The sequence below is a fragment of the Atlanticothrix silvestris CENA357 genome (genome assembly GCF_016056295.1).
GTDB lineage: Bacteria > Cyanobacteriota > Cyanobacteriia > Cyanobacteriales > Nostocaceae > Atlanticothrix > Atlanticothrix silvestris.
On the sequence record NZ_JAECZB010000094.1, the window covers coordinates 75,961 to 98,778 of the forward strand.

General features: G+C 40.8%; 18 protein-coding genes and 1 pseudogene. 8 read left to right on the forward strand and 11 right to left on the reverse strand.

All coding sequences use genetic code 11. The features are described from left to right. Positions 1 to 20: 20 nt before the first annotated feature. Complete coding sequence (locus tag I8751_RS24305; protein WP_214441658.1) at positions 21 to 587, forward strand: Uma2 family endonuclease; 567 nt, start codon at positions 21 to 23, stop codon at positions 585 to 587. Between the two features lie 65 nt (positions 588 to 652). On the opposite strand, the gene I8751_RS24310 is transcribed toward I8751_RS24305, so the two are convergent. From I8751_RS24310 to I8751_RS24340, 7 genes and pseudogenes are all read right to left on the reverse strand, one after another. Continuing rightward, positions 653 to 1,255, reverse strand: a complete 603-nt coding sequence (locus tag I8751_RS24310; RefSeq protein ID WP_214441659.1) for a hypothetical protein — start codon at positions 1,253 to 1,255, stop codon at positions 653 to 655. 45 nt (positions 1,256 to 1,300) lie between these two features. Then, entirely contained in the window at positions 1,301 to 2,326 is a 1,026-nt protein-coding gene (locus tag I8751_RS24315) for a glucokinase (protein ID WP_214441660.1), read from the reverse strand. Positions 2,327 to 2,426: 100 nt separating this feature from the next. Continuing rightward, the gene (locus I8751_RS24320; protein ID WP_214441661.1) at positions 2,427 to 3,074 is read right to left on the reverse strand and encodes a histidine phosphatase family protein; all 648 of its coding nucleotides are present in this window, start codon (positions 3,072 to 3,074) and stop codon (positions 2,427 to 2,429) included. Between the two features lie 141 nt (positions 3,075 to 3,215). After that, positions 3,216 to 3,893 (reverse strand): SAM-dependent methyltransferase, encoded by a 678-nt coding sequence (locus I8751_RS24325; protein ID WP_214441662.1) that lies wholly within the window; start codon positions 3,891 to 3,893, stop codon positions 3,216 to 3,218. A gap of 91 nt (positions 3,894 to 3,984) precedes the next feature. After that, positions 3,985 to 4,524, reverse strand: a pseudogene (locus I8751_RS24330) (Uma2 family endonuclease). 33 nt (positions 4,525 to 4,557) lie between these two features. Continuing rightward, complete coding sequence (locus tag I8751_RS24335; protein WP_214441663.1) at positions 4,558 to 5,289, reverse strand: ABC transporter ATP-binding protein; 732 nt, start codon at positions 5,287 to 5,289, stop codon at positions 4,558 to 4,560. Between the two features lie 487 nt (positions 5,290 to 5,776). Next, complete coding sequence (locus tag I8751_RS24340) at positions 5,777 to 8,338, reverse strand: U32 family peptidase (RefSeq protein WP_214441664.1); 2,562 nt, start codon at positions 8,336 to 8,338, stop codon at positions 5,777 to 5,779. 867 nt (positions 8,339 to 9,205) lie between these two features. On the opposite strand from I8751_RS24340, the gene I8751_RS24345 reads away from it, so the two are divergent. After that, on the forward strand, positions 9,206 to 9,442 hold the full coding sequence (locus I8751_RS24345) for a hypothetical protein (RefSeq protein WP_214441665.1): 237 nt from the start codon (positions 9,206 to 9,208) through the stop codon (positions 9,440 to 9,442). A 221-nt stretch (positions 9,443 to 9,663) separates the two neighbouring features. Here the strand turns inward: I8751_RS24345 and I8751_RS24350 are convergent, their stop codons facing one another. Together I8751_RS24350 and I8751_RS24355 are read right to left on the reverse strand one after the other, a co-directional pair. Next, on the reverse strand, positions 9,664 to 11,727 hold the full coding sequence (locus I8751_RS24350; RefSeq protein WP_214441666.1) for a pentapeptide repeat-containing protein: 2,064 nt from the start codon (positions 11,725 to 11,727) through the stop codon (positions 9,664 to 9,666). Positions 11,728 to 11,757: 30 nt separating this feature from the next. Next, complete coding sequence (locus I8751_RS24355; protein ID WP_214441667.1) at positions 11,758 to 12,048, reverse strand: hypothetical protein; 291 nt, start codon at positions 12,046 to 12,048, stop codon at positions 11,758 to 11,760. A 632-nt stretch (positions 12,049 to 12,680) separates the two neighbouring features. Between I8751_RS24355 and I8751_RS24360 the strand changes: the two genes are divergently transcribed. Then, complete coding sequence (locus I8751_RS24360; protein ID WP_214441668.1) at positions 12,681 to 13,148, forward strand: hypothetical protein; 468 nt, start codon at positions 12,681 to 12,683, stop codon at positions 13,146 to 13,148. 96 nt (positions 13,149 to 13,244) lie between these two features. Next, positions 13,245 to 13,520, forward strand: a complete 276-nt coding sequence (locus tag I8751_RS24365; RefSeq protein WP_214441669.1) for a DUF6737 family protein — start codon at positions 13,245 to 13,247, stop codon at positions 13,518 to 13,520. Between the two features lie 141 nt (positions 13,521 to 13,661). Here I8751_RS24365 and I8751_RS24370 read toward each other — a convergent pair whose 3' ends face one another. Further along, the gene (locus I8751_RS24370) at positions 13,662 to 14,066 is read right to left on the reverse strand and encodes a hypothetical protein (RefSeq protein WP_214441670.1); all 405 of its coding nucleotides are present in this window, start codon (positions 14,064 to 14,066) and stop codon (positions 13,662 to 13,664) included. A 183-nt stretch (positions 14,067 to 14,249) separates the two neighbouring features. Between I8751_RS24370 and ppsA the strand changes: the two genes are divergently transcribed. Next, a complete protein-coding gene (gene ppsA / locus I8751_RS24375) occupies positions 14,250 to 16,733 on the forward strand; it encodes a phosphoenolpyruvate synthase (protein WP_214441671.1) in 2,484 nt (827 codons plus the stop codon). A 33-nt stretch (positions 16,734 to 16,766) separates the two neighbouring features. Here ppsA and I8751_RS24380 read toward each other — a convergent pair whose 3' ends face one another. Then, complete coding sequence (locus tag I8751_RS24380; RefSeq protein ID WP_214441672.1) at positions 16,767 to 17,171, reverse strand: response regulator; 405 nt, start codon at positions 17,169 to 17,171, stop codon at positions 16,767 to 16,769. Positions 17,172 to 17,555: 384 nt separating this feature from the next. On the opposite strand from I8751_RS24380, the gene I8751_RS24385 reads away from it, so the two are divergent. The 3 genes from I8751_RS24385 (at position 17,556) to I8751_RS24395 (ending at position 22,732) form a co-directional block, all read left to right on the forward strand. After that, a complete protein-coding gene (locus I8751_RS24385) occupies positions 17,556 to 19,817 on the forward strand; it encodes an ATP-binding protein (RefSeq protein WP_318780365.1) in 2,262 nt (753 codons plus the stop codon). 144 nt (positions 19,818 to 19,961) lie between these two features. Further along, complete coding sequence (locus I8751_RS24390; RefSeq protein WP_214441695.1) at positions 19,962 to 20,417, forward strand: response regulator; 456 nt, start codon at positions 19,962 to 19,964, stop codon at positions 20,415 to 20,417. 2 nt (positions 20,418 to 20,419) lie between these two features. Further along, positions 20,420 to 22,732, forward strand: coding sequence for a PAS domain-containing protein (locus I8751_RS24395; RefSeq protein WP_214441673.1), 2,313 nt, complete (start codon positions 20,420 to 20,422; stop codon positions 22,730 to 22,732). The last annotated feature ends 86 nt before the right edge of the window (positions 22,733 to 22,818 follow it).

Below are 22,818 nucleotides of genomic sequence, written 5' to 3' on the forward strand. Positions count from 1 at the left end.
TACCATAACAAAGATAGTTTATGAACCAGCCGACAAGCGAGAAACTGCGCTGGAACACTGCCGATTTGGAATTGTTTCCAGATAACGGGAACCGCTATGAAATTATTGACGGGGAATTGTTTGTGGCGAGAGCGCCTCATTGGAAGCATCAAAAAGCTTGTGTCAGAATTAGTACTGCTTTAGATAACTGGTCACAGACTACTAAATTCGGAGAAGTTGTAACAGCCCCTGGCATCATTTTTGGCGATAATGATAATGTTATTCCCGATGTCGTCTGGGTTAGTAATGAGAGACTAGCTTTGTTGTTAGATGAGGCTGGGCATTTAACTGCTGCACCCGAACTAGTGATAGAGGTGCTATCTCCCGGTAATGAGAATGAAAAGCGGGATAGAGAACTAAAACTTAAGCTTTATTCATCACGGGGTGTTAAGGAATATTGGATTATAGATTGGCGCAAGCAACAGGTGGAAGTTTACCGACGCGAACAAGGTATTTTAAAGTTGGTTGCTACCTTGTTCAATGATGATGAATTGAGTTCACCTATATTACCTGAGTTTAGTTGTGCGATCGCACCTTTATTCACATAAGATATTAGTCGGCAATTTTAAATTAATTGAGTATTAGCCTTGGATTGAAATCCAAGGCGTGTAAGTTATTTCTTCAAAACTACATGAAAAGAATTTAAATATCCCGTAATGGTTTTAGATAATGTTTTCTGCTGCTTTTTAGTAGTTATAGCCATTACTTGATATAAGCGTCCCTCAGCAACATACATTCTGTTTTTAGTAATTTTGCCTCCAGAATTGATATAGACAATTTCTTTCCCTGGATGCCCATTAGAACTACGAATGCTCCGCTGACTAATTAAATTACTTTTTGTAGTCTTTAAAGCCATATCCCGTGCATTATTTAGTATTAGTTGGGGATTGGCCATTTGACCGTAGCTATAAGGAAAGTCGTTGTAAGCAACTATGTATGCTACTTGCTGCTTTGGTGGTTGAGCGATAAATGTTTCTAAGTTGATTTCCCCCATGTAAGTTTTTTGGGATTGAGTATTTGTTTGGGGACTTCCCGGCATCAAAATTGTAAAGCGTCCGTCGGGGGCAGTGTATAACTTCCATTGAGGCTGTAGTGGTTGAGCAGACGCGGGTTTGACGACCGAAACCTGACGCTTGGGTTGCTTGGCTTCAACTAGGACAGAACCGCCGCAGATCAAAGTGGCGGCGATGAGTGGCAACAGACTTATTCTTGTCATATTTTTTGCCTTTCTAGGTGCAATTATTACTGATGATGCTAGCTGTTATAACCTAGCAGCGCATAAAGCAGCACCTATTAGCCCCACTTGTGGGTTGAGAATAATATACACCGGTATTTCTTCTAGGATGGGACGCATCCTACCTTTTTGGGTAAAATTTAGCAGGAAATTGCTATTTTGGATTAAGGGAAGTATTTTAGGTGCAATGCCACCGGCAACGTATAAGCCGCCATAAGGTAGAAGTTTGAGGGCAAGATTTCCAGCTTCTGCGCCGTAGGCATCTATAAATAATTGCAAAGTTTGTTCTGAAAGGCGATCGCTTTTTTGCAATGCAGCTTTACCAATAGCAGCACCAGGATCAACACTTTTTTCTTGCTGTCCCGCTTCTTGTTCCCAAGTTCTGATAATTTGGGCAATTTCTGGTGATTCGGTGGCTATTTTGCGATCGCGTAGAAATTGGTAAATTGCGACAATTCCCAATCCAGAAACTACTCGTTCTACAGAAACACGTTGGATATCATGTTTATCCAACAGATATTTTAATAGTTGAAACTCTAACTCGGTACGGGGGGCAAAATCAGCGTGTCCACCTTCGGAGGGAAAAACTTGATGCTGGTTTCCCTGCTTCATTAAAAATCCTTGCCCTAAGCCAGTACCAGCACCGATAATGGCAATAGGGGCATCAGGTTTGGGTTTGCCAACTTGCAAAGTTAGTAAGTCTTGTTTATTTAAACCAAAAATGCCATAGCCAACAGCAGCAAAGTCATTGATTAAAGAAATAGAGGCGATGCCTAATTCCTGTTCTAAGCGTTGGGTATCCAAAAACCAGGCCAAATTAGTTAACTTGGCAGTATTATTGACCACTGGCCCTGCGATCGCAAAACAAGCTTTTTGTGGTGTCGGCGTGTTAGCTTTGAGCAAAAACTGCTGCACCATCGGTACTAAATCAGGAAAGTCACCACTGTGATAAACTTCTTCACAAATAGTATGTAACCCTGGTGAGTCTGAGGTTTCAACCAAACGTAAAATAGTTTTCGTGCCGCCAGTGTCTCCTGCTAATAATAAAGTCATAGATGACTCCTATTTGATTTTTGAAAAAATTCAATACACCTCATATCTTTATGTTCCCTGCTCCCTGTTCCCTGCTATACCAGTTACAGTTAGTTAGAATTTAGTTAAATCGAATTACTTGCTCTATATGAGTTAAATGGGAAGTGTCACCTTTGAGTTCTAGCAACCATTCTGGGTCTTGACGCACGACTTTTACTAAAGAACAAAGGGAAGCCTTAACTTCTGTTTTGGCAATTTCCCCCACTAACCCCATTGCTCCCCCCAATACGGAAGCACCATGTCCTACAAGTAGAATATCGTGGGGAAAGAACTCGGTGGATAAGCATCTAGCAGTTTGTCCAGAACGTTCCCGCACTTTTTCGTGAGTTTCAGGATATTTAGCAGCGATACGTGATGTGTAGCTAGTATCAATTCTGGGGAATAATTCTGCTAGTGCCAAAAGTGAAAGTCTTTCTGGTTCATCTGTCATCCAAGCCGGGTTTAGCCATTCACTCAAGCCTGTTTCCAATTTAATAGGCAAATCTAGCACTTGCGCGACTGCATTGGCTGTTTGCACTGTTCGTAGAAAAGGAGAAGCGAAAATATGGGCAATTCGTTCTTTTTGCAGGCGCTTAGCTAAATGCTGTGCTTGGATGATGCCGTCATCAGACAATGGTGGATCGTAGCGTCGTTCTGCGGTGAGAAACCAATCGGGGTTTACAAAGTCGAGACGGTTGGCGTGTCTTGCGATCCAGACTATTTGACTCATGGGTTGTTATATTCAGGCGAACAAAATTCGCAACTACACAAAGATAAACCCCAAAAAGTGGGCTGCAAATCCAAATATATGATAATTATTGTCATAGATTGTAATAATTTTAAAAATATGGATAAATTCTAGTAGTAATATTTAGATTATACGCAAAATTTGATTACCATTTTTCTGAAATTCGTAAGCTACTTGTTTAATTTCTACTGAATATCCTCGTTTTTGTAGTTCATTCATCACTGGCTTTAGCCAAGGCGATGTTTCGCCGGATATATTTAATAGTGGAAAAATGCGTACTTCCTTGGCAACTCGGCACATTTCCAAGATTGATGCTAAATGAAATTCTTGTGAAAGATGATCAGAATAAGTAAATAATAAGTGGGAACACAAAGCTAAATCAAACTGATTTTTGGCAAACGGTAATACAGGTAATTCATATTGTACATAGCGTTTTTCTATGATTCCTATAGAAAAATCTGCTAAAAAGTGACGCATTGCTGCCATGCGAATTACGCCCATTTGTTCCGGTGATTGGATAGTTTGCCAAATGTAATGTTCTTGATTGGCTTTAACACCTTGAATTACTGTTTCATAAGTATCTTGAATCCGTTTGTTAATTTCATTTGCTGTAAATTGATAAACCGGATCACAAGAAATAACTTTGTATCCTTGAAGTGTCATTTCTGCATTAAAACTAGCAGGGCCACTAGCACAATCGAGTATATTTAATTTGAGTTCTTCAGGAGTTAAATCAAACATCTTCACGTATTCCTCCATCGAACGTCCCCAAGGAATAACGCTTTCAAGTTTAAAACCCATGCGGATAGACTCCTATAATTTTAACCTATCTTTAAAAGCTCGCGCAAAGGCGCAAAGACGCAAAGGAGAACGCTAAATCAAGTTCTACATTTCAGTGTTTAAATATTCGTACAAGAGGTCTATTGACTAAATCAGGAACTGGTAATACTTCCTGTTCCTCTTTTAGAAGCTCCGGTTGCTGTTTTTGCGGATAGACTAAAACTGAGCGCTCTTCTGGATCAATTAGCTATCCGAGACTACTACCATATTTGAGACAGTGCAAACTATTTCCGGTGACTTTCGTTTGATTTTGATCTGGTGAAAGAATTTCTATTGTCCAGTCTGGATAAGTCTGAAAAACGTTTGCTACATCTCCACGTTCGTCTAAAGGAATTCGAGCAAACACGGTTACATCTGGCACAATCGAATGTCTGCCAAATGTACACCGCAATTCTGGAAAAGCATGAGCAATTTTATTTGGCTTTGTCAAAGTATTAATGTTACTAACTAGCTTACCTTGAAGAATACTATGCTTTCCTTGCGGCATTGGTTTTTGAATAATTTCTCCACTGATATATTCTAAGCTTGGCTTTGTTTCTGGTAGTTGTAAAAACTCCTCCAAAGTCAGGGATTTAGCTGGTGATTTTATCATCTATTGTTACCTCTCAAGTCTTCATTTAATTAATTATCCTAAATAAGCTTTTTTGACTCGCTCATCACTAATTAATGCCGATGCTACGCCTGTTAAAGTTATAGAACCAGCTTCTAGGACATATCCGCGATCGGCAATTTGTAGAGCTAGATTCGCATTTTGTTCAACTAACAGAATAGTAACGCCAGTAGCACGCAGATTTTCAATAATCGAGAAAATTTCTAAAACGATCGCAGGTGCTAAACCCAAGCTAGGTTCATCTAAAAGCAATAGTTTTGGTCTACTCATTAAAGCACGAGCGATCGCTAGCATTTGTTGTTCTCCACCACTAAGAGTTCCTGCTAGTTGATTACGTCGTTGTGCCAGGCGCGGAAATAGTTCAAACTGGTGCTGAATATCTGCTTTTATTTCTGCTTTATTGGAACGAATATAAGCACCTAAAAGTAAGTTATCAAAAACTGTTTGCTTCGCTAACACTCTGCGTCCTTCTGGACAGTGAGCGATACCAATTTTTACTGTTTCATGGGTTGGGCGGCGAGTAATATTATGCCCATTATAAATAATTTCACCACTCTTAGGATTAACTATTTTAGATATAGCTCTTAGTGTGGTAGTTTTACCAGCACCATTTGCACCAATTAAAGTAACTACCTCACCTTTTTGAATCGTTAAATTAATTGTTTTGAGAGCTTGAATACCGCTATAATTAACATTAAGGTCTTGAATTTCTAATATTGTAAATTTGGGTTTTTCATCAATATTCATTTTGTAATTCGTAATTCGTAATTCGTAATTCGTAATTCGTAGTTGATACCAATTCTGTATGAAGATGCGCCCAATTATCTCAGACTTAGATAAGAAATCAAAAACGAACCGCCCTACGGGTGACGCTCTCTACGAGACGCTAAAAGCGAACGCAAGCTCGCTACCGCTACACTAACAGCAGTCTCTCATGGGGAGCCACTGCGTTGGGGAGACAGCGCTGTGGGCGGCTTTGCCGACTTGAAGCGACTGTCGTCGGGTTCCCCGACTTGTAGCAAGTGGCGTGGAAACCCCCAAGACCGGACTGCTTTACCAAGTACGCCAAGATTAAGAGTTTAAGAAAGTTTGGCGCAGCTTCACAAATAAACGGTATGAAACAGAATTAATTACACAACTCGTTTTTCTGCTCCTTGACATAGATCAATATACAGTTTTTAGCGCAGTGCAATCACTTAAACTTGAAATCAACACTGCTTTTTAGAGATAGTAATTATGACCGGATTGCAGACACTTCCATAGGGCCACGAGTCACCCCTAATTGATTTTGCAGTTTCAACTCTCGCCAGAGTTGGGAACCTGTAATTTCACCTTGTAGCAGTTGACGGTAGAAATGTATTGTTTTGCTCACTTGCTCTGGTGTTTCATTCACAAATTCGATGCGGAAGTGACGCAATCCTAGTTCTATCAAACGCTGTACGTACTCGGCTCCAGTTTGGGCAGTACCGTTAAATACAGTATTACGACAACCGACATCTGCTTTGAGGGCGTGTTCACTACCCACGCGGTCTTTCAACTTCACTTCATGTTTGTCACAGGGTCGTCCACAGTTAGTGTAGTCTGTCCCCTCAGAGAGGAAAGCACAAAAAACACAATGCTCCATGTGAAACATTGGTATATGTTGGTGGATTGTCGCTTCAAACCACTGGGGAGGACAACTGGTAAGCAAGTCTTCAAGTTGGATGATGTTCAAGTCGTAGGATGCTGTTAACCGTTCCAAACCGAAGTGTTGGTGAAAGTAATCTGCTGTTAAGGGGTTGGTAACGTTGAGTGAAAAATCCCCAATACAACGGTCTGCCCTAAAAAATTGTAGTTGATCATAATTCCGTACCAGATAGCCATCTGCCTCACAAGCGCGTACTTGTTGCAAAATCCAGTTTTCCCCAGGTTTGGTAATGCGGGGTGGTGCAACCCAAATGGTGGAGTTTTGATTTCGTTGACGTACTACCTGCACTGCTTCTTTGTAAGCGCGGGGGTCTTCAAATTCACAATAAAGTGTTTCAATACCAGCTTTAAGGGCAGCTTGGAGTTGCTTGAGGTTTCGTACCAGAACTATAAGTGAAGGGGATAGGGTAGATGATGGAGATGAAGAGGGAAGTAAATCTTGAAAAGAAACATCAGAATGCAATTGCCAGCGTTTGGGTTGAATCCGCAACTCCTCTAACTGCATGACTATTTCCCGCCGCATTCGGTTCAACTCACTTACAGGCAACATCGCAGCACCAATCAGGTGGTTTGTTAGGGAACCTAAACAAAACGGAGTATTACCAAGACGACCTAACTGTGATTGTAAACGTTCGGTGGTTAGGGGTTTGGTGTGTGCTTCTACCAAAAAAATAGCAGATTCTATCTGGACAATATTACCAAGCTCATCGCGGGCGATCGCAATTAATGGCTGACCAACTTCCCCGTGAACTTCTAAATGAATAGGACGTTGAAATTGGGGGTTCTCGCCGACAAAACTCTGACGCAGTTGTTTATCGAGTTCTGGGTCGCTGGTTTTCCAAACCTTATCGCCTACATGTACCCGACGAAAGTTTAGGTCGCCCCGGCCAAAATTTAGTACAGTTTCCTTACCTTTCTGTACCACCCCATAAATTCGACCGCCTTCTTCCTTACCCTCTGGATGACCACAGTCAAACACAATTCCGTCTCCTGGTTTGACTGGCGCTTCTAATTTGAGTGTCACCTCCTCGTTGCGAATACGAGTGACTTCACCCAGATAAACCCCGCGCTTTTTACCAAAGCGGGCGTGAACTAGTTCCTGATTATTAATTCCGTCAAACCAACCTGTGTAGAGTCCGCGAGAGAATGCCATCTCTAGGTTGTAGCGTTCTGGATCTGTTTGACCTCTCCCCGAAACAGCTTTTATTCCCCCTTCTCTTGTAGGGAAGGGGGTTAGGGGGTTAGGTCTTTCTAATTCCTCCATCACCCGATCCAAAGCTTGTCGATAAACACGGGTGACATTGGCAACATATTCTGGAGTTTTCAAACGACCTTCAATTTTAAGAGAAGTTACTCCTGACTTGACCAAATCTGGCAGTACTTCTAAACCTGCTAAGTCTTGAGGACTAAGTAAGTATTTGCGTTCCCCTAAATCCACAACTTCTCCATCAGCAATTAAATCATAGGGCATCCGGCAAGCTTGGGCACATTCGCCTCGATTCGCCGAACGTCCGCCTAAAGCTTCACTTGTCAAACACTGACCGGAATACGCTACGCACAAGGCACCGTGAACAAAAACCTCTAAGGGTAGCAAAGTATTCTGTTGGGCAATCTGCTGGTGAATTTTATTAATTTCCTGAAGAGAACATTCACGGGCAAGTACTACCAACTGACAGCCTAGAGACTTAGCAAATTCCACCCCAGCCGCACTGGTGATGGTCATCTGGGTTGAAGCATGAATCGGGAAATCGGGCGACAAGTGACGTATAAGACGACATATACCTACATCCTGAACAATCACCGCATCCACACCCGCTGCAATAATTGTGCGGAGATATCGCTGTGCCTCTGGTAATTCTTTTGGGAAAATTAATGTATTGACAGTGACATAGCCTTTTACGCCCCGATGATGCAGAAATTGCATCAATTGAGGTAAATCCGACTCAGTAAAATTTTGCGCCCGCATTCTGGCGTTGAACCTATCCAAACCAAAGTAAATCGCATCTGCCCCATTTTCTACAGCGGCTTTGGCACATTCCCAATTACCTGCTGGTGCAAGGAGTTCAGGACGTTGAAGGGAGGGTTGGGAAGGGGAGCGATCGCTTTTCATCAGGCTTAGGGAATGTTAACTAGCACCGTAATGATTTTATCTAAGTTATTGGGGGATGGTGGGGCGATCGCTAAACATAAAGGCAAAGCTAGTTTACTTCCATTCCTGTTGTGCCCAAGCTATCAATTTTTCTTCACGCTCATGCAAAGATTCAATATTCCAGTCATCTTTTGCAATTACCTCATCAATAATTTTTATATTTACTATTTTTTGCTAAATTAATGTTAATTTTGGGTTTTTGATAATAAAAACTGATGCCTATATTATTGAACTATGCTTAATAGCAATCTTAAAAAGATTTTCAAAAGCTAAGAAAATAATTGTATTAAAATATCTTAACAAAGATGATAGTATTAATTGGCTTCAGGAATTATCCGGATATCAAAAAACATGAGCGTATTGAGAAGTAAATTAACAGTGCAATGTCTGGCTACAAGCGGCTCTGCCACTCAGTTAAAAGCCAATCATTGGACTTCTCTTTGCACCTACGCACTGATTAACCATAAGGAAATATGTTAGTTTTTATTTGAAATCCAATTTTTTTTTGTATCTTTTAAGACAGCTATAACTCTTTAACTACTGTTACTAGCTTTACTTGCATCTGTTGATACAAATAGTTAAGACAAGATACTTGCCATAGTTTTAGATTAGGGTTTGTTTATACTTTTTTATTTGCTACTTAAGGCTTTGAAGTTTGTAGCAAACTGCAAATTGTAACTTCGTTTGTCTCAAATGTAGCACTAAGTATTGACAATCCATTAATAATCGAATAACAAGGTGGCAGCATCATAAAAAAAAGGCGTTAGTACATCCCCGCCAAGAGACTAAGTAACGCCCTTCGAAAAAGTTAATACGGATAACATAATCATGCCACAAAATACTGATTACCAAGCTGCTAATTCCGAAACTCAAGCCGTCGCTTACAAAGAGCGTCTTAATTCTTGGGCGATCGCTCGTTTACTTCCTGATGCACAACGCGAAATCGTTGCTCGTTTCCGTAGCCGTTCCGATGCAGATGGTTACATGCAGCACCTTATGCAAATGAAGCCTAATGCTTCTTTCATGGTTGTTTTTGATTGTAAACGCGAAGAAGTTGCAATTTAGAATACCAAAAGAACCATTAATTTAGGCATTTGTAGCTTCTACAGTGTGTGAAAAAATTAATCTTAGTTGCTGAGATTTACTGCCTAGAAGCTATCAATTTAATCTTCAACTACCTGATTAATCCCTGCGCCGCCTCTTTGCGGTGTGGGGATTTTGGTAAATTAAGCTAAAAGTAGCGATCGCATTATTCAATCAAAAAGAAAATTCCGCCTCACAATAAGTTATCCCAAACCGAATAATTTGGCGATCGCAGGCAATAATTTGTTAGCCGATTCAACTAATGAAGCAACAGCAGGTAAGCCTGTAAATAGCCCTTTCAACATGGTTATTGCTGTTTTTGCAGTCTTTTGCTTGGTTGATTCTTGAGGATCTTGACCTGCTTGCGCTAAAGCTTTCACCTGTTCTAATGCTTCAGCTTTCTCTTCTTCTGGCAAATATGAAGACTGTGTGATTTCTTGCTGCAACTGCGATAACAATTCTTTAATTCCTGGTTTATCTGGTTCTGGTGCATCAGGTAATTGATTGAGGGCAATACTCACATTACCGCTGATGGTTCCCAGATTAGCAACAGAACTATTCCCAGCGATACCGCTGACATTACTGCTACCTTGAATATTGATGCCGCTGATATCAGACACGTTAGTATCTCCTTGTGTATAAAATTTTGGCTGCTGGAGTGCAGTTGTAATCATATTTTCTAAATTACGAATGCGATCGCTTCTTTCTACAAGCAATAATTGCTGTCTCTGCGATAAAACTTTGAGTTGATTATAATCATCAAAATATTCTGCACTCAGTTGAGATTTATCACTACCTACGGCAGTTTTGGCTCTGATTAAGATTTTATCTTCGCCGCGTTTCTCCATTGCCACGATTTCTAACTGAGCTTCGGGATGTTTTTCGGCAAGGTTTTTGAAAGCGATCGCAACAGCGCGGGGGTCAACGCCTTGATTGTGGTAAAGGTCGAGGGTGTCAAAAATTGGCTGGATAAACTCGGCAAAATCGCCGTCTGCAAATACCTCTTGTTTATTATCAGGTTTGCGGAGGGGGTCGGGGTCTTCTTTGGTGGGTAAGCGCATGAAGACATACTCACACCTCACCCCATGCAATTTAGTTTCACTGGTAATGCCCCAATCTTCAATGAATGCACCTGTGAGGGTTGCGCCTGTCAAATCAGTTGCGTCTAGTTGGGTTTGTTTGAGTTTGGCTCTGGATAAATCGGCATCTTGCAAATTTGCTTCACTGAGGTCAGCACCAATAAAGCTGGCATCTGCTAGGTTAGCTTTTTGTAAGTTGATACCCCGCAGGTTTTCACGGTCAAAGTTTTTGTTCTGTCCCTGTCCTGTAACTAGTAATTGACGTACTTGTGAGTTCTTAAGATAAGTCAAACCAGGACGAACACGGTCAAGCATTTTGGCTTGATGCCAACAGCTACATATAAGGATAGTGTTTCGGAAATCTGTACTTTTGAGTGTAGCTTGGGTGAAATTAGCATTGGTTAAATCAGCGCCACGAAAACTTGTACCTCCTGTTGCAGCAAAAGCGATCACGATATTACGAACCAAGGAGTGTTTTTGATCTCCTTTCATAGCTCGCCAGCTGATGTAGGTACTAAATAACATTCCAGCTATGGCTCCAGCTACGGCAAAGGCTGCAGCTATGGCTATGGTAAAAGCTCCAGCTACGGTAAAAGCAAAGACGAAAGCTATGGCTCCAGAGACAGCTACAGTTCTAGTTCCAGCGACAGCTACGGCTCCAGCGACAGCTACGGCTCCGACTCCAGCTACGGCTACGGTTATAGCAAAGGCGAAAGCTACGGCTCCGGCAAAGGCAAAGGCTCCGGCAAAGGCAAAGGTTCGAGTAAAGACAAAAGCTCCAGCGAAGGGTAAAGCTACAGCTCCGGCTCCAGTAAAGGCTACAAATCCTAAACCAGCTATTATTCCTTGACGAATTGTGATAAAGAAAAAAGCAATCAATATGATTAAAGCAACCCAGCCTACAATCTTGTTCTCACTGGATAAGCTAAATATCAGCGACACGACGTAACCATTGAAAGCCCAGAGAAATCCTGACAGTCCCGACAATAAGAGTATGACAAGAACTAAACCAATTACCCAACGGCGTTGTAGTCCAGCTTTGGCATAACTGAAGTTTGCGTCTGTCAGGTTCACACCGCTAAAGTTTGCCCCTCGGATGTCGGCATAGCTAAAGTTTGCACCCGCAAGGTCTTTTCTACCTTTGAAGTTGCGTCCTCGCAGATTTTGACCGGAGAAGTCTAAAGGCATGTGTAATTTTACAGGGTTGAGCAAATTCTACTACACGCTTAAGCCTGTAAATTCAGAAACGGTAAAATATACTTGCTCGTTGAAGTTTAAAGGCTCATTGTTGGAGTTCAAAGGCTCATCGTTGGAGTTCAAAGGCTCATCGTTGGAGTTTAAAGGTGCAACGTTGAGGTTCAAAGCTAAAACGTCGAGGTTCAAAGTTGAAACGTTGAGGTTCAAAGCTAAAACGTTGAAGTTAAAAGGTGCAACGTCGAGGTTTAAAGCTGAAACGTCGAGGTTCAAAGCTAAAACGTTGAGGTTTAAAGGTACAACGTTGGAGTTCAAAGACTGATTTTTGCACTTTATTATTCACAACGACTGTATATTACAGCATTTTTCAGGTAAATGAAGTAGGGGCACAACAATGTTGTGCCCTGATAATCTGGACTTACCAAGTTGCAATCTGTTGTATATTTTCATTCAAGAGGCGATCGCATTCCATTAAGCAAAATGTTCTTTTTGCCAATATAAAATTTCAGTAATAATTAACTTGATGGTCGTTAAATGTTGACTGTTGACGGTTAACAGTTATCAGTCATAAGTCATCAGGTAAATGTATAAATTAAATGCGTAAAAGTTTAGTAACATCAAAGATATTGAAAAGATACCAAATTTACATGTAAATAATCAGTTGGAATCTTAAAAATACTGTTGAGCGATCGCCACAAATATGCTACACAGAATCAAAAACCACTGACAACTGACAACTGACAACTGACAACTGATCCGCATACCGTAGTGCCCAAATTCATCAGCTGTCCTTATGTATTCCCCTGTTAACTATTAGCGGGATCAAGTTTAATCTGCTAAACTAAAGTTTCTCCGTTGCCAACATACTAAAAATCTATTTTAGATATGTTACGCAGTACACCTTTTGCAGGCTAACCGAGAAAAAGATAACGTTTAGGAATAGCTTCATGACAAGATTAATTTGGTATCCTCTTATGGCTTCTTTGCTAATAGGAGTAACAGGTCACTCAGACCTTACTCAAATTCCTAGAGATCATGAGCAGATGGAGCTAAATTCTTCCCAACTGTTCCCTAAGTTAGAAAAATATACCAATGAGGCAATTTCTCAGGCTATTAAACAGATTGATGAGAAAACTGCCCTTAACTTAGTTTGGAAGCTGCCGCAAGTGCAACGCAAAGCAAAAGAAATTGAACGACTCTCTAAGGGTAGTATAAAAGTTGCGGCGATCGTTTATGGTTCTCCTACTGCTGATGATCCTTACTACAAAATTAGAATCTTTGAGGATGAGCCAGACCATAATTCAACAGTTTATTGGTTTCGTGTCTTGAGTACAAATGGTACTATTGATGTCCTAGATGTGATAGAGAATAAATACATTACCTTGGAAGCGTGGAGAGAACAATTAAAACGCTAGAATTACCTGACATTATTTGGCTGAGTTAGTTATACACTGAGCCACAATCAAAAAGATTTATGAAAAAACAATTTACAAATTTACCCAATCAAATCGATGTCTGAACAAAAGCCTCTAAGTCCTTGGAACTACAAACCTTGGTGGTGTCAGCCTTGGTCAATTTTACTTACAGGCGTGACTCTGATTAGTGGCAGTTGGTTACTATTTAAGACAATTTGGCTAACAGTACTGATTGCGATTCCTCTATTGGTATGGATGGGTTTTTTCTTATTAGTTTGGCCTCGATTAGTCATCCAAAGTGGCATTCTCGATTCACCCGAACACGATATTATGAATTTACCTCACGCAGAGACGCAGAGGCGCAGAGAGTAAGAGTTTCTGGTATTGCATATTTGTGGGATGAATTGAGCTTTTTGATTAAAGCTAAATGTAGATTCTTAGCGCCTACCCTATGGGAACGTCTAACGACGAATGTGCGAAACAAAAATCACCTCATCAATCAGCAACGCTATATTATTGATGAGGTTGGGCAATACGTGCTTCAATATCTTCAAATGTTTTTAACAATAAACGTTTTGCTTGCAATCGCCAACCCCATTGTTGAATTTTGAAAGCAGCTATAGTCCCACCTATAGCTGTTAATAAGGCTAGGGGTTGATTTAGCGAAATTCCGAATAACAAACCCAATCCAGCAATTCCCCAAAATGGTAAGGCTACTACTTGCCTTTGTTCTTCAACAATTTGAGTAATTGTGCTAGATTGCATAGTAGCTAATAGTTCTTCCTTTGCTTGCCGCTGTTCTGCTGCTGATACTGATAAACCAATTTTACGGCGCAGTTTTTCGATTTTACGAGCATCAGTGCTGTACTGTGTTAGCTCATCTTCTGCCATTTTTAGTAGTCTTTCTAGCTGCGCCATTTTGCATTGCATCCAAGGTTTTAATATAGCTATTATCCCGGAAAATGTTAACTGTTGTTAACGAAAACGTGGCATTTAATGGCACAATCCAAAAATTGAAATCTAAAATTGAACAGGGAAAACAATATCCTCACTGGCAATTACACATTTATAACCAGAGCATATACTTGAGAGGTAATACAGATGGTTACGGTATCTCAAAACACTTTAGCTCAATCTTCCAAAGAGCGATCGCTCATTCTCTGGTTTGATGAAGTGGGGATTGCTGACATACCCCTAGTTGGTGGTAAAAATGCATCATTAGGGGAAATGATTCAACAACTAACACCCCAAGGCGTGAAAGTCCCCACAGGATTTGCTACTACTGCTTATGCTTATCGTTATTTCATTAAGTCAGCGGGATTAGAAGCAAAGTTACGAGAACTGTTTCGAGATTTGGATGTTGAGGATATTAAAAATTTACGACTCAGGGGGAAAAAAGCGCGATCGCTGTTGATACATACGCCATTTCCTGTAGAATTGCGAGATGCGATCGCCACAGCTTACGAAAGTTTATGTGAAAAATACAACACAGACACAGATGTAGCAGTGCGCTCCAGTGCTACCGCCGAAGACCTCCCCGACGCTAGTTTTGCCGGACAACAGGAAACCTATCTCAACGTTGTCGGTGTCGAAGGAGTTTTAGCAGCTTGTCATAAATGTTTTGCTTCCCTATTTACCGATCGCGCTATTTCTTATCGCCAAACCAAGGGATTTGATCATTTTAGCATTGCCCTAACTGTAGGTGTGCAAAAAATGGTGCGCTCAGATTTAGCAACCTCTGGGGTGATGTTCTCCATCGATACAGAAACCGGTTTTAAGGATGCTGCACTGATTACAGCCGCCTATGGTTTAGGAGAAAACGTTGTCCAAGGTTCCGTCAACCCAGATGAATACTGTGTTTTTAAACCAACTTTAAAAACAGGTTTTCGCCCAATTATCGATAAAAAATTGGGCAGCAAAGAACTCAAAATGATCTATGATGATGGCTCGAAATTTACCAAAAATGTCTCTGTATCAACCGCAGATAAACGTAAATTTGCCCTCAATGATGACGAGATTTTACAACTTGCACATTGGGCATGTTTAATTGAAGACCATTATTCCCAAACCCACGGTATTTACACCCCAATGGATATCGAATGGGCAAAAGATGGCATTACCAATGAACTATTTATAGTGCAAGCACGTCCTGAAACCGTCCAGTCGCAGAAAACAGGAAACATACTGCGTAGTTATCGCCTGTTGTTGGGGAATAAGGAATGGGGAATCGGCAATGGGGAAAAATCTCATTCACTCTCTACTCCCAAACCTTTGGTGACGGGACGTGCAATTGGGGAAGCAATTAGTCAAGGCAAAGTCCACCTGATTTTAGATATACGCAAAATTGAACAGTTCCAACCTGGGGATGTGTTGGTAACAGAAAGAACCGACCCTGACTGGGAACCGATTATGAAACGTGCCAGTGCAATTGTGACTAATGCTGGTGGGCGCACCTGCCATGCAGCAATTATTGCACGAGAATTAGGTGTGCCTGCGATCGTGGGATGCGGTAATGCGACGGATGTCTTGAAAACTGGTCAAGAGGTGACGATTTCTTGTGCTGAAGGGGAAGAAGGCAAGGCTTATGCAGGTTTATTGCCCTTTGAAGTTCAAGAAGTTCCTTTAGAAGACTTACCCCGCACCCGCACTCAAATTTTAATGAATGTTGGTAATCCCCAAGAAGCTTTGAGCTTATCTGCCATTCCTAACGATGGAGTAGGTTTGGCGCGGACAGAGTTTATTATCGCTAACCAAATTCAAATTCATCCAATGGCATTGATTCATTTTGATGAATTAAAAGATGAATTTGTCAAAGCTAAAGTTGCTAATATTACTGCACTTTATGAGAAAAAACCCCAATATTTTGTGGATAAATTAGCCCAAGGCATAGGCAGAATTGCTGCGGCCTTTTATCCCAAATCAGTGATTGTGAGAATGTCAGATTTTAAAAGTAATGAATATGCGAATTTACTAGGTGGCCGACAGTTTGAACCCGACGAAGAAAACCCGATGCTGGGCTGGCGGGGGGCGGCGCGTTATTATGACGAAGGCTATAGAGAAGCTTTTGCCCTCGAATGCGAGGCTATCAAACGAGTAAGGCAAGAAATGGGTTTAACTAATGTTATCCCGATGATTCCCTTTTGTCGGACTCCTGATGAGGGGCGTTTGGTATTAGCAGAGATGACAAAAAATGGTTTACAGCAAGGTGTCAATAACTTACAAGTTTATGTAATGTGTGAATTGCCCAGCAATGTGATTATGGCTGAAGAGTTTGCTGATGTATTTGATGGATTCTCTATTGGTTCCAACGACTTAACTCAATTGACACTGGGGGTAGACAGAGATTCGGCATTAGTGGCACGGTTATTTGATGAACGCAGTCCAGCAGTCAAACAAATGGTGAAAATGGTCATCAAAACTGCGAAAAAGCGTAATCGCAAAATTGGCATTTGTGGACAAGCACCTAGTGATTACCCAGAATTTGCTCAGTTTTTGGTTGAACAAGAAATCGACTCTATTAGTCTGAATCCAGATTCAGTTTTAAAGACCATGCTGGAAATAGCAAAAGTTGAGCAGCAAACTTGAGGCAATACTTGCCGTAGTTGTTTCTGGGAAGGTTTAGACCCCACAAGAAGAAACTAAATTTGCTACAATCACTACTAATTCTCCTGGATCAACTGGTTTCGCAACATGAGTGTGAAAACCAGCTTCTAGGGCACGGATACGATCTTCACTATCGCCATAAGCAGTTAAAGCAACTGCGGGGACTTGTCCAATTTTATCGTTTTTGAGTGAACGTACTTTGCGAATCAAAGTGTAGCCATCTTCCCCAGGCATAGCAATATCACAGATAAAGACATCAGGTTGCAACTTTGGTAATATTTCCAGTGCATCTACTGCTGATGCAACCGCTACAACAGTAGCTCCATCTGCTTCTAATACGGTAGTGATGTAAAAACGGCTATCATCATCATCATCAACTACGAGAATGTTTAAGCCTGCCAGAGGGAGATGAGGTTGCATAGAGTCTCCATTGATATTGGGAAATAGAGAATTACAACTAAGAAGCTGTTGATTTATCCTCAGTAACTATACCAAAGGTAATTTTACTGCGATCGCACCAATTTTCATCAGAAAATAACTCAGTTTGTCTAGCCGAACTTCATTTTTTGGCTAATTATTCCCTCGCATTTTAATTATTGTCTGAAGTAAATTTTATATATGTTTATGTTTTATTACATTTATCAATTTCACTTCAAAAAATAGTAATTTAATGCGAAAATTTTATTTGCGTCCATCTTTATTACCTAAGAGTTACATGCTTGTAGACGTATATTAACCTGACGATTATATAAATTCAAAGGCTGTCTGAAGCTCAGGCATACTTGTAATTATTGGTACTAAAAAGTGAACAGTAACAATGATATTACCATTCCCTTCCAAGTTGACCTCACAAACTGCGATCGAGAGCCGATTCATATTCCTGGCTCAATTCAGCCACATGGTATCCTTTTAGCATTAAAAGAAACAGATTTAACTATTCTGCAAATTAGTAATAATATCTTTAATCTCCTTGGTATTCATCCCGAAAATTTGCTAAATCAACCTTTAAACAAGTTGATTGAACCTGAACAAATTAATTTCTTGCAAGATTGTTTATCTCAAGAAAATTTTTCATTTGTTAATCCAATTGAGTTTACTATAAAATATGGTGATCAAGCTATACATTTTGATGGAATTGTGCATCGCTCCCATCAAATTTTGATTTTAGAATTAGAACCTGCATTTTCAGAAAAAGATAACGCATATTTTAGATTTTATCACCTAGTCAAGCAGGCCATGTCTAAGTTGCAGGGTGCGGCTACTGTCATAGAACTTAGTCAGATTCTGGCTAAAGAAGTTAAAAAAATAACTGGCTTTGATCGAGTGATGATCTATCGACTTGATGATAATTGGGATGGCATCGTTATTGCTGAAGAAAAGCCAGAATATCTCACTGCTTATTTAGGTTTACACTACCCTGCTTCTGATATTCCTAATCAAGCCCGACAACTCTACAGCCGTAATTGGCTGAGGCTAATACCCGATGCTAGTTACCAACCAGCGGCAGTTGTGCCTGCAAATAACCCTGAGACCGAGCAGCCTTTAGATTTAAGCATGTCGGTATTGCGGAGTGTCTCACCTTTGCATGTTGAGTACATGCATAATATGGGGGTAAAGGCATCAATGTCAATTTCTATTATTAAAAATAAAAAATTGTGGGGGCTTATCGCTTGCCATCATCAATCACCTAAATATGTTCCTTATGAAATTCGCAATGCTTGTGAATTTTTGGGACAAATGACATCTTTAGAACTGGGTACTAAAGAAGATAGTGAAGACATCGAATATAAAATTACATTGAAATCTGCCCATAGTAAATTAGTTGAATTTATGTCGGCAGAAAAAAACTTTATTGAGGGTTTAATTAACTACAAACCTAATCTCCTGAATCTTGTGAACGCTCAAGGAGCAGCAGTCTGTTTATCAGGAGAATATTTTACCGTTGGTAACACTCCAGAAAAACAGGACATGCAAGATTTAGTGGACTGGCTTCATCAAAACCAGCATGAAGATATTTTTTACACCGATGCACTCTCACAAGCTTATCCCCAGGCAGAAAATTTTCGAGATGTAGCTAGCGGTTTGATGACGTTTCCCTTTTCCAAAACTCAAAAAAACTATGTTATGTGGTTTCGTCCAGAGGTGGTGCGAACTGTTAATTGGGGCGGAAACCCCCATAAACCTGTAGAACTAACAGCAAATGGGGGATTGCGCCTATCACCCCGTAAATCGTTTGAGTTGTGGAAAGAAACGGTGCAGCTAAAGTCACGACCTTGGAAATCCTGTGAGGTAAATGCAGCACTGGAATTAAGAAGTGCGATTATTGGCGTGGTACTGCGGAAAGCAGATGAACTAGCGCAGTTAAATTTTGAACTCGAACGTAGTAATCACGAATTAGATGCTTTTGCCTACATTGCTTCTCACGATTTGAAGGAACCACTACGTGGTATTCACAATTATTCCAATTTTCTCATTGAAGACTATGGTCAAACCTTGAACAATGAAGGGAAGGAAAAGCTCAAAACTCTAATTCGTCTCACCCAGCGCATGGAAGATTTAATTGATTCGTTGCTGTATTTTTCGCGCTTGGGCAGAGTGGATCTTTCAATGCAGCATACTGATCTTAATAGTGTTGTTCATCGCAATTTAGATTTGTTGAGCGCCCGAATTGAAGAGATGCAGGTAGAAATTCGCATTCCTAGACCGTTACCAACAGTTTATTGCGATCGCATCCAAGTAGGCGAAGTCTTCAACAATCTAATTGCCAACGCTATTAAATACAACGATAAAGCCATAAAATGGATTGAAATTGGTTATCTTGACCAGCCACATCCACCAGTGATATTCTACGTGCGAGATAATGGTATTGGCATTCGGGAAAAGCACTTTGAGGCGATTTTCCGCATTTTCAAGCGACTGCATGGGCCAAGCAAATATGGCGGCGGAACTGGGGCAGGATTGACCATCACCAAAAAAATTGTGGAGCGACATGGAGGTAAAATTTGGGTGGAATCAATCTACGGTGAAGGTAGTACCTTCTATTTCACGTTGCAGGAAGTAGACTAGACTCCATTGAAAATATCAAAAAAACCATGATTAACCGCCAATAAACAAAAGATAAATAATTGGGCACAATTAAACTCAACTTTGTTTTCTGATGCTCAATGCTCTTACAGTTGTTAAATAGTAGCCGCAATGTCTACTAAACCGATGATTGGTAATATCGCCCAAACTTTGCTGGTAATTGAAGACAGCGATGAAGATTTTGAAGCTTTATGTCGAGTTATGCACCGACAAGACGTTGCCAGTGCTGTCTTTCGCTGCACCGATGGCGATGAAGCATTAGACTTCCTCTACCGCACTGGCTCTTATCAAGATCCCCAAACAGCACCTCGTCCCTCAATTATTTTGCTCGACCTCAATTTACCAGGAACCGATGGACGGGAAGTTTTAGAGCAAATCAAACAGGATAAAAACTTGAAAAGCATTCCTGTAATTGTATTTACTACTTCTTCTAACCCTAAAGATATTGAAATATGTTACCGACACTGTGCTGTTAGTTATATCCTAAAACCAATCGACATAAATAGATTAATACAAACTATTCAAACCTTCATTACTTATTGGCTAGATATTGCGATTCTCCCTGATGCTGTTAGCAAGTAGTCATGGCACAACCGCTAACCATTTTAATCATCGATGATTCTCCCGAAGACCGCCAGGTTTATCGTCGTTATCTGCTGCAAGATCAAGAATACAGCTACACAATTCTCGAAGAAGAATCGGGAGAAGGAGCGTTGGCATTATGTAGACAGTTTCAGCCTGATGGCATTTTATTAGATTTTTTATTGCCAGATATGGATGGGCTGGAATTTTTGACAGACTTAAAACAGCAGTCTCAAGTAGCTATGCCAGCGGTGATCATGTTAACAGGATATGGCAACGAAGCCGTAGCTGTCCAAGCCATGAAAATTGGTGTCCAAGACTATTTAGTTAAAGGACAAACAACAGCCGAGCGTTTGCTTTCTACTATTCACTCAGCTATCAAAAATACTCAGCTACGTCAAGAACTGCAAAAGAGTGAAGAACGTTTCCGTACCTCAATTGAGAATATGCTGGACTGTTTTGGCATTTACTCAGCTATGCGAAATCACACGGGGGAAATAGTAGACTTTCGCATTGATTATGTGAATGCTGCTGCTTGCGAATGTCATCAATTGACCAAAGAAAAGCATTTAGGTCAAGGATTATGCCAAATTTTACCTGCTTATCAAGAAAGTGGTTTGTTTGATGAGTATTGCCAAGTTATAGAAACAGGCAAACCATTAATCAAAGAATCCCTCATTTACACATGTATGTGTGGCAAGCAGCAGTTAAGCAAAGCTTTTGATATTCGCGTTACCAAAATGGGAGATGGCCTAGTCGCTTCCTGGCGAGATGTGACTGAAAAAAAGCAAGCCGAGGAGCGATTGCGGGAGAGTCAGCAATTTATCGAACGCATAGCCGAAACAACTCCAGGGATTTTATATGTTCACGATTTGGTTGAACAGCGCAATGTTTATATTAATAGTCAAGTTACTGAACTGCTTGGCTATACTCCCCAACAAATTCAGGAAATGGGAACAGAGTTCCTGTTTAATGTAATGCATCCTGACGACTTAACAGAATTTTTGGAGATGTACAAACGATTTGACTCATTTCGAGATGGTGAAATTCTTGAAAATGAGTATAGGATGCGACATGCTAATGGTGAGTGGCGCTGGTTTTGTAGTCGAGATACTGTATTCACCAGGAAGGCTGACGGTTCGCCGCACCAGATTGTTGGTACAACCTTTGATATTACCCAACGCAAACAGATAGAGGAACAACTACGCTTAAGCAACGAACGTTTTCAACTAGCAGCAGCGGCGGTTAATTGTCTTATCTATGACTGGGATCTAGAAAAAAATATCGTTGATAGAACTGAGGGACTAACTAGAATTTTGGGCTACTCCCTCCAAGAAGCAGAAACGACTCATGAATGGTGGAAAGATTTAGTTCATCCTGACGATAGAGAGCGTTTAGGTAATCACTTCCATAATCTTTCTGCTCATCAAAATCACTACGCCGCTGAGTATCGAGTACGTCACAAAGATAATCATTATTTGTATATACTAGATCAAGGAGTGATGACGCGCGATATCAACGGGCGGGTGGTTAGGGTAGTTGGCAGTACAACAGATATTAGCGAACAGCAAGCTGCACTGCATGAACGCAATCGGCTGTTGGAGTTAGAGCAAGCCGCCCGCGCGGAAGCTGAAGCCGCTAACCAGACTAAAGATGAGTTTGTGGCTATGGTATCTCATGATTTGCGATCGCCACTACATGCTATTCTCGGCTGGACAGAGCTGCTGCGGACTCGGCAATTAGATGCAGCCACTACTGCCCGCGCCCTAGAAACCATTGAACGCAGTGCCAAGTCTCAAGGAAAACTCCTCGAAGACTTGCTAAATATTTCCCGGATGCTGCAGGGCAAATTACAGCTAGAACTCAGCCAAATCAATCTAGTTAATATTGTGAGGGTGGCTATTGAAACTGCTTATCCATCTGCAAAGGCCAAAAATATTTGTTTAGAATCCATCCTTGACGAGTCAATACCACCTATTACTGGCGATATCAATCGCCTACTGCAAGTTTTAGATAATTTAATCTCTAACGCTATTAAATTTACCCCACCAGAGGGACGAGTAGAAGTCAGATTATTTCAAAGTGGTGCTGATGCCCAAATTACAGTGAGTGACACAGGTATAGGCATCAAATCAGAGTTTCTGCCATACGTTTTTGAACGCTATCGTCAGGGAAATAGTACTCACAAACAAGGTGGTTTAGGATTAGGTTTAGCGATCGCCTTTCATTTAGTCGAATTACATGGTGGTATTATTCAAGCTACTAGCCCCGGTGAAGGACAAGGAGCTACTTTTATTATCAAAATACCGTTGTAAACTCTTACGCATTTAACTTGAACATTTACATGAAGGCTGATGACTGATAACCGTTAACCGTTAACCGTCAACAGTTAACAGTTAAC

Bases quoted from the DNA above. Each gene is read 5' to 3' on its own strand.
- I8751_RS24305 (WP_214441658.1), top strand. From the start codon at position 21: ATGAACCAGCCGACAAGCGAGAAACTGCGCTGGAACACTGCCGATTTG.
- I8751_RS24310 (WP_214441659.1), bottom strand. From the start codon at position 1,255: ATGACAAGAATAAGTCTGTTGCCACTCATCGCCGCCACTTTGATCTGC.
- I8751_RS24315 (WP_214441660.1), bottom strand. From the start codon at position 2,326: ATGACTTTATTATTAGCAGGAGACACTGGCGGCACGAAAACTATTTTA.
- I8751_RS24320 (WP_214441661.1), bottom strand. From the start codon at position 3,074: ATGAGTCAAATAGTCTGGATCGCAAGACACGCCAACCGTCTCGACTTT.
- I8751_RS24325 (WP_214441662.1), bottom strand. From the start codon at position 3,893: ATGGGTTTTAAACTTGAAAGCGTTATTCCTTGGGGACGTTCGATGGAG.
- I8751_RS24335 (WP_214441663.1), bottom strand. From the start codon at position 5,289: ATGAATATTGATGAAAAACCCAAATTTACAATATTAGAAATTCAAGAC.
- I8751_RS24340 (WP_214441664.1), bottom strand. From the start codon at position 8,338: ATGAAAAGCGATCGCTCCCCTTCCCAACCCTCCCTTCAACGTCCTGAA.
- I8751_RS24345 (WP_214441665.1), top strand. From the start codon at position 9,206: ATGCCACAAAATACTGATTACCAAGCTGCTAATTCCGAAACTCAAGCC.
- I8751_RS24350 (WP_214441666.1), bottom strand. From the start codon at position 11,727: ATGCCTTTAGACTTCTCCGGTCAAAATCTGCGAGGACGCAACTTCAAA.
- I8751_RS24360 (WP_214441668.1), top strand. From the start codon at position 12,681: ATGACAAGATTAATTTGGTATCCTCTTATGGCTTCTTTGCTAATAGGA.
- I8751_RS24365 (WP_214441669.1), top strand. From the start codon at position 13,245: ATGTCTGAACAAAAGCCTCTAAGTCCTTGGAACTACAAACCTTGGTGG.
- I8751_RS24370 (WP_214441670.1), bottom strand. From the start codon at position 14,066: ATGGCGCAGCTAGAAAGACTACTAAAAATGGCAGAAGATGAGCTAACA.
- ppsA (WP_214441671.1), top strand. From the start codon at position 14,250: ATGGTTACGGTATCTCAAAACACTTTAGCTCAATCTTCCAAAGAGCGA.
- I8751_RS24380 (WP_214441672.1), bottom strand. From the start codon at position 17,171: ATGCAACCTCATCTCCCTCTGGCAGGCTTAAACATTCTCGTAGTTGAT.
- I8751_RS24390 (WP_214441695.1), top strand. From the start codon at position 19,962: ATGATTGGTAATATCGCCCAAACTTTGCTGGTAATTGAAGACAGCGAT.
- I8751_RS24395 (WP_214441673.1), top strand. From the start codon at position 20,420: ATGGCACAACCGCTAACCATTTTAATCATCGATGATTCTCCCGAAGAC.